Source organism: Paraburkholderia sp. BL25I1N1 (assembly GCF_003002025.1).
Classification (GTDB): domain Bacteria; phylum Pseudomonadota; class Gammaproteobacteria; order Burkholderiales; family Burkholderiaceae; genus Paraburkholderia.
Genome location: NZ_PVZB01000013.1, coordinates 199739 through 213360 on the forward strand (window position 1 = coordinate 199739; position 13622 = coordinate 213360).

17 protein-coding genes and 1 pseudogene are annotated in these 13622 nt (G+C 61.3%); 8 read left to right on the forward strand and 10 right to left on the reverse strand.

The window, feature by feature from the left end:
* Positions 1-79 precede the first annotated feature (79 nt).
* The 4 genes from B0G73_RS20840 to B0G73_RS40570 all read right to left on the reverse strand — a co-directional run bounded on the left by B0G73_RS20840 (position 80) and on the right by B0G73_RS40570 (position 3583).
* On the reverse strand, positions 80-850 hold the full coding sequence (locus B0G73_RS20840) for an ATP-binding cassette domain-containing protein (RefSeq protein WP_106283167.1): 771 nt from the start codon (positions 848-850) through the stop codon (positions 80-82).
* On the reverse strand, positions 850-1839 hold the full coding sequence (locus B0G73_RS20845; protein WP_241974875.1) for an ABC transporter permease: 990 nt from the start codon (positions 1837-1839) through the stop codon (positions 850-852). Before B0G73_RS20845 ends, B0G73_RS20840 begins: the two co-directional genes overlap by 1 nt.
* Positions 1840-1847: 8 nt before the next feature.
* Entirely contained in the window at positions 1848-2945 is a 1098-nt protein-coding gene (locus B0G73_RS20850) for a sugar ABC transporter substrate-binding protein (protein ID WP_106283169.1), read from the reverse strand.
* A gap of 359 nt (positions 2946-3304) precedes the next feature.
* On the reverse strand, positions 3305-3583 hold the full coding sequence (locus B0G73_RS40570; protein WP_181196607.1) for a hypothetical protein: 279 nt from the start codon (positions 3581-3583) through the stop codon (positions 3305-3307).
* Between B0G73_RS40570 and B0G73_RS41355 the strand changes: the two are divergent.
* Positions 3552-3725: pseudogene (locus tag B0G73_RS41355) on the forward strand (enoyl-CoA hydratase); the annotation flags it as partial. The gene B0G73_RS40570 and the pseudogene B0G73_RS41355 sit on opposite strands and share 32 nt — an antisense overlap.
* Before the next feature lie 65 nt (positions 3726-3790).
* Here B0G73_RS41355 and B0G73_RS20860 read toward each other — a convergent pair.
* Positions 3791-4225: a MarR family winged helix-turn-helix transcriptional regulator gene (locus B0G73_RS20860; RefSeq protein WP_106283170.1), complete on the reverse strand. Its 435-nt coding sequence runs from the start codon at positions 4223-4225 to the stop codon at positions 3791-3793.
* A gap of 253 nt (positions 4226-4478) precedes the next feature.
* On the opposite strand from B0G73_RS20860, the gene B0G73_RS20865 reads away from it, so the two are divergent.
* Together B0G73_RS20865 and B0G73_RS20870 are read left to right on the forward strand one after the other, a co-directional pair.
* The gene (locus B0G73_RS20865; RefSeq protein WP_106283171.1) at positions 4479-4967 is read left to right on the forward strand and encodes an SRPBCC family protein; all 489 of its coding nucleotides are present in this window, start codon (positions 4479-4481) and stop codon (positions 4965-4967) included.
* A 452-nt stretch (positions 4968-5419) separates the two neighbouring features.
* Positions 5420-5758: a DUF190 domain-containing protein gene (locus tag B0G73_RS20870; RefSeq protein ID WP_106283172.1), complete on the forward strand. Its 339-nt coding sequence runs from the start codon at positions 5420-5422 to the stop codon at positions 5756-5758.
* A gap of 82 nt (positions 5759-5840) precedes the next feature.
* Here B0G73_RS20870 and B0G73_RS20875 read toward each other — a convergent pair whose 3' ends face one another.
* Positions 5841-7154, reverse strand: coding sequence for an MFS transporter (locus tag B0G73_RS20875; RefSeq protein WP_106283173.1), 1314 nt, complete (start codon positions 7152-7154; stop codon positions 5841-5843).
* Positions 7155-7302: 148 nt separating this feature from the next.
* Entirely contained in the window at positions 7303-7734 is a 432-nt protein-coding gene (locus B0G73_RS20880; RefSeq protein WP_106283174.1) for a VOC family protein, read from the reverse strand.
* A gap of 358 nt (positions 7735-8092) precedes the next feature.
* On the opposite strand from B0G73_RS20880, the gene B0G73_RS20885 reads away from it, so the two are divergent.
* Positions 8093-8833, forward strand: a complete 741-nt coding sequence (locus B0G73_RS20885) for a GntR family transcriptional regulator (protein WP_106283175.1) — start codon at positions 8093-8095, stop codon at positions 8831-8833.
* Between the two features lie 140 nt (positions 8834-8973).
* On the opposite strand, the gene B0G73_RS20890 is transcribed toward B0G73_RS20885, so the two are convergent.
* Complete coding sequence (locus B0G73_RS20890; protein WP_106283176.1) at positions 8974-9318, reverse strand: DUF4148 domain-containing protein; 345 nt, start codon at positions 9316-9318, stop codon at positions 8974-8976.
* A 346-nt stretch (positions 9319-9664) separates the two neighbouring features.
* Between B0G73_RS20890 and B0G73_RS20895 the strand changes: the two genes are divergently transcribed.
* Complete coding sequence (locus tag B0G73_RS20895) at positions 9665-10651, forward strand: zinc-dependent alcohol dehydrogenase family protein (protein WP_106283177.1); 987 nt, start codon at positions 9665-9667, stop codon at positions 10649-10651.
* A gap of 55 nt (positions 10652-10706) precedes the next feature.
* On the opposite strand, the gene B0G73_RS20900 is transcribed toward B0G73_RS20895, so the two are convergent.
* The gene (locus tag B0G73_RS20900; RefSeq protein WP_106283178.1) at positions 10707-11576 is read right to left on the reverse strand and encodes a LysR family transcriptional regulator; all 870 of its coding nucleotides are present in this window, start codon (positions 11574-11576) and stop codon (positions 10707-10709) included.
* 285 nt (positions 11577-11861) lie between these two features.
* Between B0G73_RS20900 and B0G73_RS20905 the strand changes: the two genes are divergently transcribed.
* A complete protein-coding gene (locus B0G73_RS20905) occupies positions 11862-12218 on the forward strand; it encodes a host attachment protein (protein ID WP_258193396.1) in 357 nt (118 codons plus the stop codon).
* A 78-nt stretch (positions 12219-12296) separates the two neighbouring features.
* On the opposite strand, the gene B0G73_RS20910 is transcribed toward B0G73_RS20905, so the two are convergent.
* Positions 12297-12614 (reverse strand): DUF6566 family protein, encoded by a 318-nt coding sequence (locus tag B0G73_RS20910; RefSeq protein ID WP_106283179.1) that lies wholly within the window; start codon positions 12612-12614, stop codon positions 12297-12299.
* 151 nt (positions 12615-12765) lie between these two features.
* On the opposite strand from B0G73_RS20910, the gene B0G73_RS20915 reads away from it, so the two are divergent.
* Complete coding sequence (locus tag B0G73_RS20915; protein ID WP_106283180.1) at positions 12766-13014, forward strand: hypothetical protein; 249 nt, start codon at positions 12766-12768, stop codon at positions 13012-13014.
* Between the two features lie 49 nt (positions 13015-13063).
* Positions 13064-13444, forward strand: a complete 381-nt coding sequence (locus B0G73_RS20920; protein ID WP_106283181.1) for a TraR/DksA C4-type zinc finger protein — start codon at positions 13064-13066, stop codon at positions 13442-13444.
* Positions 13445-13622: the final 178 nt, after the last annotated feature.

A 13622-nucleotide genomic window follows, 5' to 3' on the forward strand; every position in this document is an offset into this window, starting at 1 on the left:
TCGGCTTCGGCGCTTGCGAGCGGGGCGCGACTATTCGATAAGCTCCAGGAGCAAAGCCGGCGGCCCGCCGGATCGGGTATTAATGCGTCGCTGACCGCATCGCCCGATATTCGCGCCGCACGATATCCATCAGTTCTTCCACCGACGTGCTGGCTGCCTCGCGCTGATAAGTCACCCGTCCGCGTTGCATGAGCATCACACGGTCCGCGATGTCGAGCGTCTGCGCGTAGTTGTGCATGATCATGACGATAGACAGGCCGCCTTTCGCCTTGAGCCGAAGGATCAGGTCGATGATGAGTCCCGCCTCGCGGGCGCCCATCGCGGCCAGCGGTTCGTCGAGCAACAGGATTTTTGCATTCGAATTGACCGCGCGTGCGACCGCGATGGCTTGCCGCTGGCCGCCCGAAAGCTGCTCGACCGGCAAATCGACCGAGGGCACATGCACGCCGATTTCTTCAAGACACTCCGCGGCGCGCTCGCGCATGGCGCGATTGTCCAATAGCCGAAATGGCCCTCGGCGGATGATCTCCCGATTCAGGAACATGTTGTGATAAATGCTCAGAGAATTGGCGAGCGCCAGATCCTGATAGACGCATTCAATGCCGAGTGAACGGGCGTGATCGACCGAGCGCAGCAGCGTTTCCTCGCCGCCGACAAAAAGCTTGCCGCTCGTCTGCTGATGAAAGCCAGTCAGGATCTTGATCAGGGTCGATTTGCCCGCGCCGTTGTCGCCGAGTACGCCAAGAATCTCGCCCTGTTTCAACGTGAGCGAAACGCCATCGAGCGCGGTGACCGCGCCGAAACGTTTGACGATGTCTTCGCCGCGCAGCGCCTCCAGCACTTCGGACATTACAACTCCCCCTTGCGCGCGAGACGAACCACGTGGATGTTGAAGATCATGGCGCCGAGAATCGCCGCGCCGAGAATCATGTTGAAGGTGAAGGCGTTGATGCCGATCAGCGTGAAGCCGTCGTTGAGAATGCCGAGCACCGCCGCGCCGATCAGTCCGCCGATGATCGTGCCCGATCCGCCGGCGAGGGGCGTGCCGCCGATCACGGCAGCGGCGACGGCAAGAAACATGATCTGGTTGCCGCCTGCTTGCGGATCGATCGACGTGATGCGGAAGCCCTCCAGGATTCCGGTCAGTCCGGCGAGCAGCGCCGCAAGAATGAAGTTGCCGAGCTTCAGGCGTCTGACCTGGATCCCCGCCTCGCTCGCGCCCAGCGGATTCGCGCCCGACGCGATCGTATGCAAACCCCAGCGCGTGTGGCGCAGCAGCACGTGCATGAAGGCCGCAATGGCGAGCGTCCAGATGATTTCGCTGTAGCCCCATTCGCCCATGAAGGCCGCGAACGCTGAATTCTCCGGTGGCGAAACCGGCGTGCCTCGCGAGATGGTCAGCGTGAGGCCGTTCACGAAGAACAAGGTGCCGAGCGTCGTCACGAACGATGGGATGCGCAGGTACACCGTCACCGCGCCATTGATCAGCCCGACGATGGCCGCGGCCACCAAACCCGTGAGCATGCCGAGCCACGGCGGCAAGCCCGCCTCGATGGCGAAATGCATGATGAAAGGCGCAAACGCGAAGACCATCCCGGCAGAGAGATCGATCTCTCCGCCGATCATCAGCATGATTTCGCCAAAGGCAATGATCGCCACTGGCGCGATGAATTGCGAGAGATTCTGCAGACTCGCGCCGGTCAGCAGAAAGTCATGATTGACTGTCTCGAAGTAGATGCAGAGGATGAGCGCCACCGCGAAGATGCGGATCTCGCTGGAACGCCCGAGCGCGCCGGACCAGCGCCTCGGACGTTTGGCGGCTTGCTGGGCGTCCGTCACGGAAGACGTCACCCTTTGATCGCACCCGTGCGTGGCACGATCTGGGGCTTCGTGCTCTTGCCTTCATAGCGCGTCGATGTGGTCAGGTACGGATCGACCGTGCCCTTGGTGACGAACTTCAGGCCCGTGTTAACGTTGGCCGGCCCGACGAGCCCGCCGGAAGCGAGGAAGGTAAACGCCTCGACCACGGTATAGAAACCTTGCACGTACGGCTGCTGGTCGATGGTGAAGTCGAGGAAGCCGTCGTGAATCAGATCGACCGTGCGCGGCAGCAGATCGAAGCCGCCGCCGTGCACGCCCTTGGACGGCAGGTTGGATTCCTTCATGACTTCGGCGACACCCTGGGTGCTTCCCGCGTCCACCGCGAACATGCCTTTGAGATCCTGGTGGCCGAGAAAGAAGGATTTGATCTTCGAGAGTTCTTCGTTGACGGTCGCGCCGGTGGCGATGGTCTGCACGTCGATCTTCTTGCCCGATTTCTTGATTGCAGCCGCCGCGCCATCGAGCCGGGGCTGAATGTTGAGTTGGCCGGGAGTGGCGATAAAGAGCGCGACGAGGCCGCTGTCGATAAGGCTCACGATCCGCTCGCCCATCTGATAGCCGGACAGATAAAGATCCTGGCCGATGTACGAAAGGCGCGGATTGGTGGAACCCGAAGGCGCGTCGGCGTTATAGGCGAACACGGGAATGCCGGCGTCGAGCGCGGCCTGGATGGGTTTGTCGAATGCCTTGGGGTCGACGATCGGTACTGCGATGGCATCGGCTTTCGCTGCAATCGCCGCGTTGACCGCGTTCACCATTTCGCCGATGTCGGCATTGGCCGAGCCGGTCCATTGATAGTCCATGCCGAGCAAGGCGGTCGCGTCCTGAATGCCGTATTGCGTGGGCACGAAGAAGGGATTCGTCGTGACATGGTTGACGAATACGATCTTCCAACGTTTGTGTGCTGGAAACGAACCGCCTTCCGCCGCCTGGGCCGACGAGATCATTCCACTCATGCCGCCCATTCCGCCCATTAGCGCCAGTGCCGCTGTCAGGCCTGCGCCCTGCAGCAAACCACGACGCGTCCCCTGTACTTCGTCCTTGTCTTCCTTTGATTGCGCCATCTCAGTCTCCCGTCTCTCAGTTGTAGAACGTTTCACTGGTTGTAACGGCGCAAGCGGAAAAAACTCCGGCAAGACAGGCACCGGAGCTGGGCATCGCTCCTTTCGGAAAGCCCACGTGCACGCGCGTACGCATGACTACCCCACGAAAATGCTATATCACGCACTTTTGGCTACTAATCGATGTATACCCTTAACTGGTCTGAATACGAATGACCGGCGTGCAACGCGCGGCTTTTTTTGTGAACGATACACCGATTTAATAGTATTACTACCGAGTTGATACCTGACAGAAGACGGATGAGAAGAAGGGGAAGCGTTCGCTCCATACTGCCCGACGGTTCAGGGTTGCTGCAGACCAATTATTGGGATTCGCGACGCGTATCGCGCTTTTCTGAAAGCTTGCAGAACGCATGAAGTGCGGCGTACCGGAAGCCGCTGGGTTCGCGGTCGAATTCTCGATGTTTTCCAAAAGCGGGTCGCACTTGCGTTCCGCAACGACGTTCTCGCTGATCCGCCTTGTCGATGACAAACACGGTTACTTCGTGTGCGAATATTATATATTTCGCATGCGAACAAGTTGGCGCGCTCAAATGTACCCTGCGTGCCTGCGGATCACTGGCAGCAACGAAACGGTTCATGCGGGACGCCGAGCGGCTGACAACCCAGATGGATCGGGAAAGCGTCACATTCATGGAGCGACTTGTCAGCGCGGAGGCGAAAGAAGCATTCCTCGCGTTTGCTCAGAAACGCCGGCCGGACTTCACGAGGATTCCACGCTGATGGGAGCGGCGAACACTGCCGGGCAACACGGCGACACGCTGCTGCCGCCGTCCTCAGGTGTCGCCTTACGCCGTTTCCTCGTCGTCATCGGGGAACTTGTCCTGCAAACTCGTCAGCCAGCGCCCAACCACGTCGATCTCGGCCTCCGTAAATCCTTCCGTCAGCCTGACATTCAGCTCAGAGAGGCCCGACTTCGACCGCTTGAGTGCGGTGCGTCCTGCCGCCGTTAGCCAAAGTCGCGATGCGCGCCCATCGAGTTCGTCCGAATGGCGTTCCAGGAGACCGGCCCGCTCCGCTCTGTCGACCAATCCGCTCATTCCCGGTGCCTTGAGATCGAGCGCAGCAGCCGCCTCGCTCGTGAGTGCTCCGTCGTTTTTCCCGAGAAAGAAAAGCAGCCCCGCCTGCGCCGCAGTGACTCCACCTGCGGCTGTCCGAGCTTGCGACCACCGATGCAGGCGTCTTTGGCCCACATTGAGCAGATACACGAGCCGATGATCCATGTTTCAACCTCACCTGTTGCGCTCCGGCGGACGGCGCTTTTGTTGCTGTAATTTAGTTCGTGCGCGAACTTTTATCCTAGCATGAGTCCTATCGGACGACGGGCGACAGTTAATCCTGTCGCCGAGCGCGTCAGCGGTCGCCGGCTGCTTCCGGCTGTTCTACGTTTTGTCGCGCGGCGCAGTTTCGCCGGTGATGGCAAGTACAACGAGCATCTGCCAAAATCTCTGGAACAATATTAAGAATGGAGGCAGCTTGCGCACGGTCGAATACCGCTTTTCCACTACCTGGCGCATCGATGCGCCAGTGCAGGAAGTGTGGGCGGCAATCCAGGACTCGGCGCGCTGGCCCGAATGGTGGCATAACGTCGAGCGCGTGGACCAGCTGGCGGCGGGTTCGGATCAAGGCGTGGGCGTTGTTCAACGCTATACGTGGAAAGGCTGGTTGCCTTACCGCCTCGTGTTCGATATGCGGGTGACGCGCGTCGACCCGTTGGTGGCGTTGGAAGGGGAGGCCAGTGGCGACGTCGAAGGCGCGGGCCGGTGGAGCTTCTCGACCGACGGGCGCAACCTGACCGTGGTTCGCTATGACTGGTGCGTGCATACGAAACGCGCGTGGATGAATGCGTTGGCGCCGTTGCTGCGACCGGTTTTCCAATGGAATCACGACGTGGTGATGCGCGAAGGCGGCGCGGCGCTAGCGCGGCGGCTTGACGCGCGGCTCCTTGGGATCGAGCAGGGATAAAACTCGACCCGGGGCAGGGCAGGGTTCAATCAGTGCATTTGCGAATCCGCGAGTTGTACGATGCAGTTTGCCGTTCAGGAACCGCGTGCGCAATCGCAGCTGCGGTTCTTCCAGGGGCACACATTGCGAATGTGGCTGCAGCGGCGGTTTGAAGAAGAGAGTACGTAAGCTGCGGGCGACGGGAATCGCTGCGGCCGTACGAAAACCTGCAGTCGGACATGCTGGACCACGCTTATGGGCTCGTGCCGCTGTTCGGCCTGCGCTGCTGGCAGCAGGAATACGGGGCATCCCGCCAGCCTTAGCTGGCACTCGTTCTGCCCGGCATCTACACTTATTCCAGAGCTCGGCCGATGATGCCAACGACTGCGCCGAACCGGCGACGCAGGTATTGCCGCGCCTCTCTACTGACAAGAATAATCGACAGCGAATCAGCGCGGACAGGAGACACCGACATGAACGGCTATCAGGTCACTTTCTTTACTCAACAGGATCGCCGCCATCGCGGCAAACCGCTGGCTGACTGGCTCGTCCATCTTGCGGGCGAACTTGGCCTGCGCGGCGCGACCGTGATACCAGGCTGCGAAGGAATCGGCCACCATCACCGCATTCACTCCGCACATTTCTTCGAGCTGGCGGACCAGCCTTTGTCCGTCGTGATGGCCGTGACGAGCGACGAAGCCGACCGGTTATTCGACCGGCTGCGCGCTGACGGCGTGCATCTGTTCTACGTGAAGACGCCCGTCGAGTTCGGCGTTATCGGGGATGACAACAGCACCGCTACGAAGTCCTAGCCTACGATTTCGTGCGCACACTGCGTGAGGTTGGACGCGCCCAACTCGTCGCCAGCCGACATGCGTCGGCGAGGCACCGCGTTCAGTAAGCATCCATCCGTGCCGCAAAACCGCCGGCCTCCTTCGCTTTTGCTTCGGGCTCGCCGAGATAGGGACGGTCGGGGCGAACCCAGTGCGCGGCGATTGGCCCGAGCGCGAGAAAGAACATCGACAGCGCGAACACCGGTTGCCATGAATGCGTCGTATCGACCAGCCATCCGACGAGCGGCGGCGACACCGATGCCGCAATGCCGAGCCCCGCGTTCATGATGCTGCTCGAGGTCGCCGCGTGATTGGGCGCGAGATCCATTGCGACGGCCCACAGCGGCGCGGTCACCAGTTCGGAGAGAAACAGCGCGGCAGCCAGCGAGAGCGCGGCAAGCGTCGACGACGTGTGCAGGAACATGGGCACGAAGAATACGATGGGTGCGAGAAAACCCACTGTAATCAGCGTTTGACGCGAGCGGCGAATGTTGCCGGTCTTCTTCAGCATCAGATCGCTGAGCGAGCCGCCGAGCGTGGTGCCGACTACGCCGCTCAGGAAAATGCCCGAACTGAAAATGGCTGAATGCCGGATATTCAGGTGATACGCCTGCGCAAAAAACGACGGCATCCAGTTGAGAAAGAACCACAGAATCCAGCCGTGACAGAAGCTCACTAGAGTAGCCGGCCAGAGCGCCCGCAAGAGCGGCGGCCAGCGCATCGGCACGCGTGCCTTGCCGAGTTTGGCGGGCAGGCGCGCGATGTCATGGGGCGTGATGCCGGGATGATCAGCGGGATTGTCGCGGTAATACCAGACCCACAGCACGACCCACGCGAGACTCGCCGCACCGAGCACGATGAACGCGATGTGCCACGAAAATGCGCTGATCAGGCTGGCGACGAGAATCGGTGTCGATGCATTGCCCAGCCGGGCGCAGGCATGCGTGATGCCTTGCGAAAAGCCGCGCCGCTCGGGTTCCATCCACGCCGTCAACGCGCGGGCCGATGCCGGTACTATCGGGCTTTCACCCAACCCCACGACGAAGCGCGCGAGCAGCAGCGTCCCCAGCCCGCCGGCGAGGCCGGTCAGGAGCGTGCCGAGACCCCACAGCACGCCGCACACGGCGAGCATCTTGCGGGCGCCGAGACGATCGCTGATAAAGCCGCCTGGAATCATCGCGAGCGCGTAGGTCAGCGCAAAAGCGGAAAACACGATGCCAAGCTGCGAGTTGCTCAGATGCAGATCGCGACGGATCGCGAGAGCCGCAGTGGAAATGTTGGTGCGGTCCACATACATCAGGAACGACATGATGCACAGGACAATCAGTACGCCTGTCGTCGCGGAAAAGCGCTTGCGGCGGCGGATCGATTCCATCGTGTCTCCTCCTTGCGACCACGCAACGGCACGTGCCGTTGCGTTTGGTGTCGCGGCGCCGCGGGGATCGCTCCACGTCGCCGTACGTCGAACCGCTCGCTGGTGAGTTGGTGTAATGCGAGCTGGTGTAATGCGAACCTGAACGTAGTTACTCGAGTACTTCACCGTGTACGCCGGCGGCGAGCGTCTTCTTTTCCCAGCGATCCATGGGCACGACTTCGGCCACCGGGCCGTTCGGCGAACGGAACTTGACCGGCAGATGACCCGGCGCCGTCAGGATTTCACCGCCATTTTCCTTGATCTGCGCGATAAACGTCTCGAGGTCTTCCACTTCCATGCCGATGTGGTGAATGCACGGCGCCGGCCCGGCGAAATCGGCTTCGTCAGAATCCGATTGCTCATAGTGAATCAACGTCAGGTCCATATAGCCGTCGGTCAGGTGATGCGAAATGTGGTCGCCGTTCTTGCCCTTGCGACGCACCGTATTCACGTGCTTGTAGCCGAACACGTTCTCATAGAACGCGCGCTCCTTCTCGACATCTTCAACCTTGAATGCAATGTGCTTGATGAAATTCGGCATGGCTCATCTCCTCTGACGTAAGCGCGCGTGGTTGCGCGATGGAGATCAGTCTAGGACGACATCATGCCTTCGTCAATCGAATCATTCGAATGATTCGAATTAAAAGATCGGTGCGGGTCGACGCCGATTGTCTTCGATCCTCGCGGTTGTTCAGCGCGGCGCCCTGTCGTGGTGATGCATTTGGGTGTCGATCCTGTATCCTTCCGGAATTCGCCATGCGGGCCGCGAATCGGGCCGCGAATCGGACCGCGAATTTGCCCGGAAGCGGCGCATGAAACGCGTGCGTTTCGCGGCCATCTCATCGCGCATCGGGTGGCGTTTTCCGATTCCTTTTTTCTTCACTCTGACACTGACCTGAATGCCAGGACTTCGTACTCCGGGAGAGCAACCGCTCTATGAAATCGTCCGCGCCGGTATTCTCGAGCGCCTTCGTACCGGCCAATGGACAGCCGGCGACAAGATCCCGACGGAGCCGCAACTAGCCGAGGAATTCGGCGTCGGCATCGGCACGATCCGCCGCGCGGTCGAAGAACTGGTGGCTGAGCGTCTGCTGATTCGCCGGGCAGGGCGCGGCACGATCGTCGCGAAGTTCGCCGACGAACATGCGTTCGACCACTACTTCAGCTTCGTCGATACAGACGGCGAATTACTGAAAGTCACCGCGCGCCTGCTGCGTTTCGGCAAGGAGCGCGCGAGCTCGGAACTCGCCGCGACGCTCAAGCTCGCGCGCGGCGCACGGCTTGCCACCGCCGACAATCTTCGGCTGCATGATGACGTGCCTGTCATGCTCGATCGTTTGTGGTTTCCGCTCGACGTGTTCCCGACGCTCGAAGCGGAGATGTTCAAGGCACGGCGCGGTTCCATTTATGGCTTTTACCAGGAGCATTTTGGAATCTCAGTCGTGCGCGTGGTGGAAGATCTGGGCGGCGCGGCCGCCGACGAAGAAGTGGCGCGCGCGCTGAATATCGAAGTCGGTGCGCCGGTGCTGCGCATCGAACGCACGGCCTTCACGTTCAAAGACCAGCCGGTCGAGTTTCGCGTGCGCTTCGTCGATTCGAGCCGTTGTTCTTACCGGAACGTGCGCGGCTTGCAGGATTGAGTCGTGTGCGGCCGCCGCGGTGTCTGCCTCGCGCCTGAAAACGCTGCGCGTCATCAACGGCGACGCCCGCAAGGCAAGGGCGTCATCAAACTCGGTCCCGTGCGGCTGGCGGCAAGCACGGGACCGGCGCGGCATATCGCTTATTTGCCGAAGTACGGGGTGCAGAAGCTGGCCGGACCGATACAGGTCGATTGCATTGCCGTATGCGCCGGTCCGCCGGACGACGTGGCGTTCGCCGGCACACCGCCGTAGCTCTGCGTTTGCTGATGCGTGGATTGCGCGGCGACTTTTGCTTCGGCGGTCTGGATGTCGGCCGGATAGCTGGCGTCGTCGGAACGCGCCGGGCTATAGCCGGCCCGCTCCAACTGCACGAGATCGCTGTGGACCTCGGCGCGTGTCACCGGCCCGTTGGATTGCGCGAAGCTGAGCACCGGAGCGGACAGGGCGGCGGCAGCGAGGGCGAGGCAAACAATAGCTTTCTTCATGATTCAGACTCCGAAATAAGTACGAGGGTTGATCGAGGGAAATTCGTTGAATAGCAGCAGCTCATTCGACGCTACCGGTATTGCGCGGGTCTTTCTTCTCTGAGCGTCTGGAAACCATATTGCGCTTGCGGACCTGACGCGATCCCCACCGGTTCATTACGAAATTGACATGTTGGGCCTGCCCCCTTCAGGGGTCGGGCGCGCAAAGCGGTCGGCGGCGCAGGCGTTGCGTCATGCATTAATGCATGGCAAGCGTGCAAATTTGTAAGTTTTCAGTCCCGTTTGCATGGGTCACTATTCGCTCCATCTGCTTTTCCTCTCACCGGTATTTGCAAGGAGCGTCGACATGACGATGCAAGCCCTCGTTCTCTCCCAGTACAACGCACCGCTGGAACTCACCACCGTGGCTCGCCCTGAACCGTTGCCCGGCCAGGTGCGGGTGCGTATAGCGGCGGCCGGTCTCAATCCGCTCGACACGAAAATCCGCGCAGGGGGCGCCGCTCATGCAAAACATCCGCTGCCGCTGGTGCTCGGCATCGACATGGCCGGCGTGGTCGAGGCGGTGGGTGCAGGCGTGACGCGCTTCAAAGCGGGCGACGAGGTCTACGGCATGACAGGCGGTGTCGGCGGCATTCAGGGTTCGCTCGCGCAATATGCCGCGGTCGACGCGGATCTGCTCGCGCTGAAGCCCGCCAATCTGTCGATGCGCGAAGCCGCCTCTTTGCCGCTTGCGTTCATCACCGCCTACATGGGGCTCGTGGATCGCGCGAAGCTTCAGGCCGGGCAGACCGTGCTCGTGCAAGGAGGCGCGGGTGGCGTGGGCCACGTGTCGGTGCAACTCGCGCGGGCGCTGGGAGCTCGGGTGTTCGCGACGGCGAGCGCACGCGATCAGGACGAACTCATGCGCCTCGGCGCCACGCCGATCGATTACGCCGCGCAGAACGTCAACCAATACGTCGCGCAGCATACGGGCGGGGCGGGATTCGAGGTGGTCGCCGACACGGTGGGCGGCGCGACGCTCGATGCATCGTTCGCGGCGGTCAAGCATTTCGGCCATGTCGTCAGCGCGCTCGGTTGGGGCACCCACGCACTCGCACCGCTGTCGTTTCGCGAGGCGACGTATTCGGGCGTGTTCACCCTGCACGCACTGCTGAGCGGCGAGAATCGGGCGCATCACGGCGAGATGCTGCGCGAGGCGACGCGCCTCGTCGAAGCGGGTCAATTGACGCCGCGGCTCGATCCGCGCCGCTTCGATCTTCGCTCGGCGGAACAAGGGTACGACGCAATCACCAATCGCAGCGCGCGGGGCAAGATCGTCGTCGATATCGAGTGACGCCGGCCGCGCGGGTCGGCAATCGTGAGTGAATTCAGCGGCGGCCAGACGTCAATTACGTGTTGGCGAGTTTGTCGACGACAACGTCGATCAACGCCCGCAACCGCCCCAGCCGTCGAAGGTCGCGATGGTAGCCGAGCCACACTTGGCGGCCCGGCGGCGTTTCGCCGAGGTCGATGCGCCGCAGTCCCGGCGTGTTGTCGCCAAGCGCGCACGGCAGCACCGCGAAGCCGCCGCCCTCGGCACACATGCGCGCCTGGACGCCGCGATTGTTGCTGGCGTACGCGACTCGCGCATTCGGCAGCATGCGGCGAATCCATGTCACGTCGGGCAGGGCCTCGAAGGCGCTGTCCATCGTAATGAGCGATTGCCCCGCGCCATCGCCGGCCTGCGGCGCCACCAGATCGGCGTGCCCGTACAGCGCGTAGTTCAGATCCATGACCTTTCGCTGGATCACGTCGGGTTCGTCGAACGGCGTGATGCGAAACACAAGATCCGCTTCACGGCGCGAAAGACTGTAGCGTCGCGAATCGGTGACCAACTCGATCGAGAGTTGCGGATGCCGCGAGAGAAACCCGGCGAACACAGGGGTGAGCACATGAATGCCGAACCAGTCCGAGGACGACACGCGCAGCGACCCCGTCAACTGCTGCGTGGTCCCCGCGAGCGAACGTGTGAACGCGAGCGCTTCTTCCTCCATTCGTTCCGCGAAACTCAACACCGCAGTGCCTTCGTCGGTCAGTACGAAGCCGTCGGCGGTGCGCTGGAACAGCGCCTGGCCGACCGCGCTTTCGAGCGCACGCAGCCGGCGCCCCATGGTGGGCTGGGTTTGTCCCAGTTGGCGCGCGGCGGCGCCGAGTGTGCCGCAACGGGCGATCGCGAGAAACACGCGGACATCGCCCCAATCCATTGTCATTTCGTTCATAGCAGGATGTGCTCGTGCGACAGGCGGCCTTATCGTACCGAACTTCGCGGTTTGGCGTCGGGCCGAAGCCGAGGACCGCGTCCGCGGCCATCAATATGCTGAAATTCCTGACTTATCGGACACCAATGTCCGCAAGCCGAGCGAGCGGCGAACTTCACGCCGATGCGATGAATCGTCGAATTGACCTTGGGCGTAGCCGGTCCGAACTGCTATCTTGAGTGAGTATCGTCGGCACTGTCGGCGAGCGAGCGCCGCGTATGCGCTGGAAATTCTGCTCAGAGGTGCATGATGGTCGAAGTTACCTGGCTTGTCGTGGCTGACGGAGGTCGCGCGCGCGTTTTCCAGACGCCTGGGCTTAAGCTCGACTTGCAGGAGGTCGAAGTTCTCGTCAACGACGAATACACCGGCACGGCACTGACTGAGAAAGACCGCGAGAAATTTGCAAAACGGGTTGCCGCTTATCTGGAAGAAGGGCGGCTCCGTCAACTCTACAATCGGCTGCGGCTCGCCATGGAGGCGAAATTTCTCGGCATGGTGCGTTCGAATCTGAGTGAGGAAGCGCGTCGAATGATATTCGAGCAGATCAGCGAAGATCTGCTGGCGCTCAGTAAACAGGAAATCGAGGCGCGTCTGCGTAAGTAGAGGGCGGCTGCGCAAAGAGTTCACTGAGCCCGCAAGCGCGTTGCAGGGCCGGATTTGCGGCGTTCAGGTTTGCCGCGTTCAGGAACTGATGTCGGGCCCGTGCGATTTTTCTTCGGCATCGCGGAACCAGTCTTCCGCGCGAGACCGGGCGCTGACCCCGGAGTGCGGTTGCGGCGTCTCGAACTCACGATCGATGAACCTGCGGCCCCATTCGACCGCGTCTCTGATCGCTTCTTCTTCGGTCAGCCATTCGGGCTGAACGGTCATCGGGCGAATATCGACTACCTTACCCGCGCTATTTTTCAGGCTCACGCTCGCGATCCAGGCGCCGAACTTATTGGTCTCGGGGCGCACGACCATCTCGAACTCGCCATAGAAGACAGTGGATGCTGGCATCGTTTTCTCCTTAGCCTGCGTGTCGCTGCTAGCGCCATCATGCCGTAATCCCGGTAGCATGACCATGGTGGTCGCAAGCTGGCGCGCACGAAACCGCGCACTCGTATGAAGAAACCGTACGTTTAACTCACTTCTGCTAGGGGAGTCGGCTATGGCACAAGAATTTTCATATAGACGGTTTCAGTTCTCCGCGACGATCTCGCCTCTGCAAACAAATCGGGGGATCGTTACGGTCGATGTCACAACCTCGGATGCCGAGCGCATCGCCGACCTCGGCACGCAGCGTTTCCTGCACGTGGAAAGATGGGTGGAAAGAAACGAGCCTGCTTTTCTTCAGGTCGTGATCGACGAATGCAAGGTTACCGTCGACCATTACGCGGACAACGTCGACGAAAGTTGACGGCGCCGTCCCAACGTTCAGCGGGCCAATCATACGGAGGGAGAACACCATGTCGAACCAACAGAGCGGCTTGAGTGACGAGTTCATCGCGCAGCAGCGCAAGCGCCTGGAGGCGCTGCGCCGGGAATTGCTGGGCGGCGAAGCAGAAACGATCGCAGACGATCGAACGGCTCGGGAGGAGCACGGCGACGAAGCCGAGGAGTATGAGGACGCGGCGCAGGGAATGGCGCAGAATGAAATCAATCAGTCGCTGCACGATGTGAACGACCAGCGCATTGCGGATATCGGGCGTGCGCTGCAGAAAATCGACGACGGCACTTACGGCCTCTCCGACGAAAGCGGCCAGCCAATCCCGAAAGAGCGGCTCGAGGTCATGCCAGAAGCGATTCTCACCGTGGAGGAGCAGAGCCGCCGCGAGGCCCGCAAGTAGTGACGACCAGACGAATTAGAGCGCGTCGTCTCGCCGCACGATAGCGTCGGCATGTCGGCCCATGCACCCCATCGGAAAAACCAATGTCCCCTTACTCACAATCCACTCATAGAATTCAAGGGCGGTTTATTTAGGTTCGTTATGCCAATCATGCGGCGACCAGACGCGTAGTGAGAGA

Coding starts and splice junctions, on each gene's coding strand:
- B0G73_RS20840 (WP_106283167.1), bottom strand. CDS start 850: ATGTCCGAAGTGCTGGAGGCGCTGCGCGGCGAAGACATCGTCAAACGT.
- B0G73_RS20850 (WP_106283169.1), bottom strand. CDS start 2,945: ATGGCGCAATCAAAGGAAGACAAGGACGAAGTACAGGGGACGCGTCGT.
- B0G73_RS40570 (WP_181196607.1), bottom strand. CDS start 3,583: ATGAACCGTTTCGTTGCTGCCAGTGATCCGCAGGCACGCAGGGTACAT.
- B0G73_RS20860 (WP_106283170.1), bottom strand. CDS start 4,225: ATGGATCATCGGCTCGTGTATCTGCTCAATGTGGGCCAAAGACGCCTG.
- B0G73_RS20870 (WP_106283172.1), top strand. CDS start 5,420: ATGAACGGCTATCAGGTCACTTTCTTTACTCAACAGGATCGCCGCCAT.
- B0G73_RS20875 (WP_106283173.1), bottom strand. CDS start 7,154: ATGGAATCGATCCGCCGCCGCAAGCGCTTTTCCGCGACGACAGGCGTA.
- B0G73_RS20880 (WP_106283174.1), bottom strand. CDS start 7,734: ATGCCGAATTTCATCAAGCACATTGCATTCAAGGTTGAAGATGTCGAG.
- B0G73_RS20885 (WP_106283175.1), top strand. CDS start 8,093: ATGCCAGGACTTCGTACTCCGGGAGAGCAACCGCTCTATGAAATCGTC.
- B0G73_RS20890 (WP_106283176.1), bottom strand. CDS start 9,318: ATGAAGAAAGCTATTGTTTGCCTCGCCCTCGCTGCCGCCGCCCTGTCC.
- B0G73_RS20895 (WP_106283177.1), top strand. CDS start 9,665: ATGACGATGCAAGCCCTCGTTCTCTCCCAGTACAACGCACCGCTGGAA.
- B0G73_RS20900 (WP_106283178.1), bottom strand. CDS start 11,576: ATGAACGAAATGACAATGGATTGGGGCGATGTCCGCGTGTTTCTCGCG.
- B0G73_RS20905 (WP_258193396.1), top strand. CDS start 11,862: ATGATGGTCGAAGTTACCTGGCTTGTCGTGGCTGACGGAGGTCGCGCG.
- B0G73_RS20910 (WP_106283179.1), bottom strand. CDS start 12,614: ATGCCAGCATCCACTGTCTTCTATGGCGAGTTCGAGATGGTCGTGCGC.
- B0G73_RS20915 (WP_106283180.1), top strand. CDS start 12,766: ATGGCACAAGAATTTTCATATAGACGGTTTCAGTTCTCCGCGACGATC.
- B0G73_RS20920 (WP_106283181.1), top strand. CDS start 13,064: ATGTCGAACCAACAGAGCGGCTTGAGTGACGAGTTCATCGCGCAGCAG.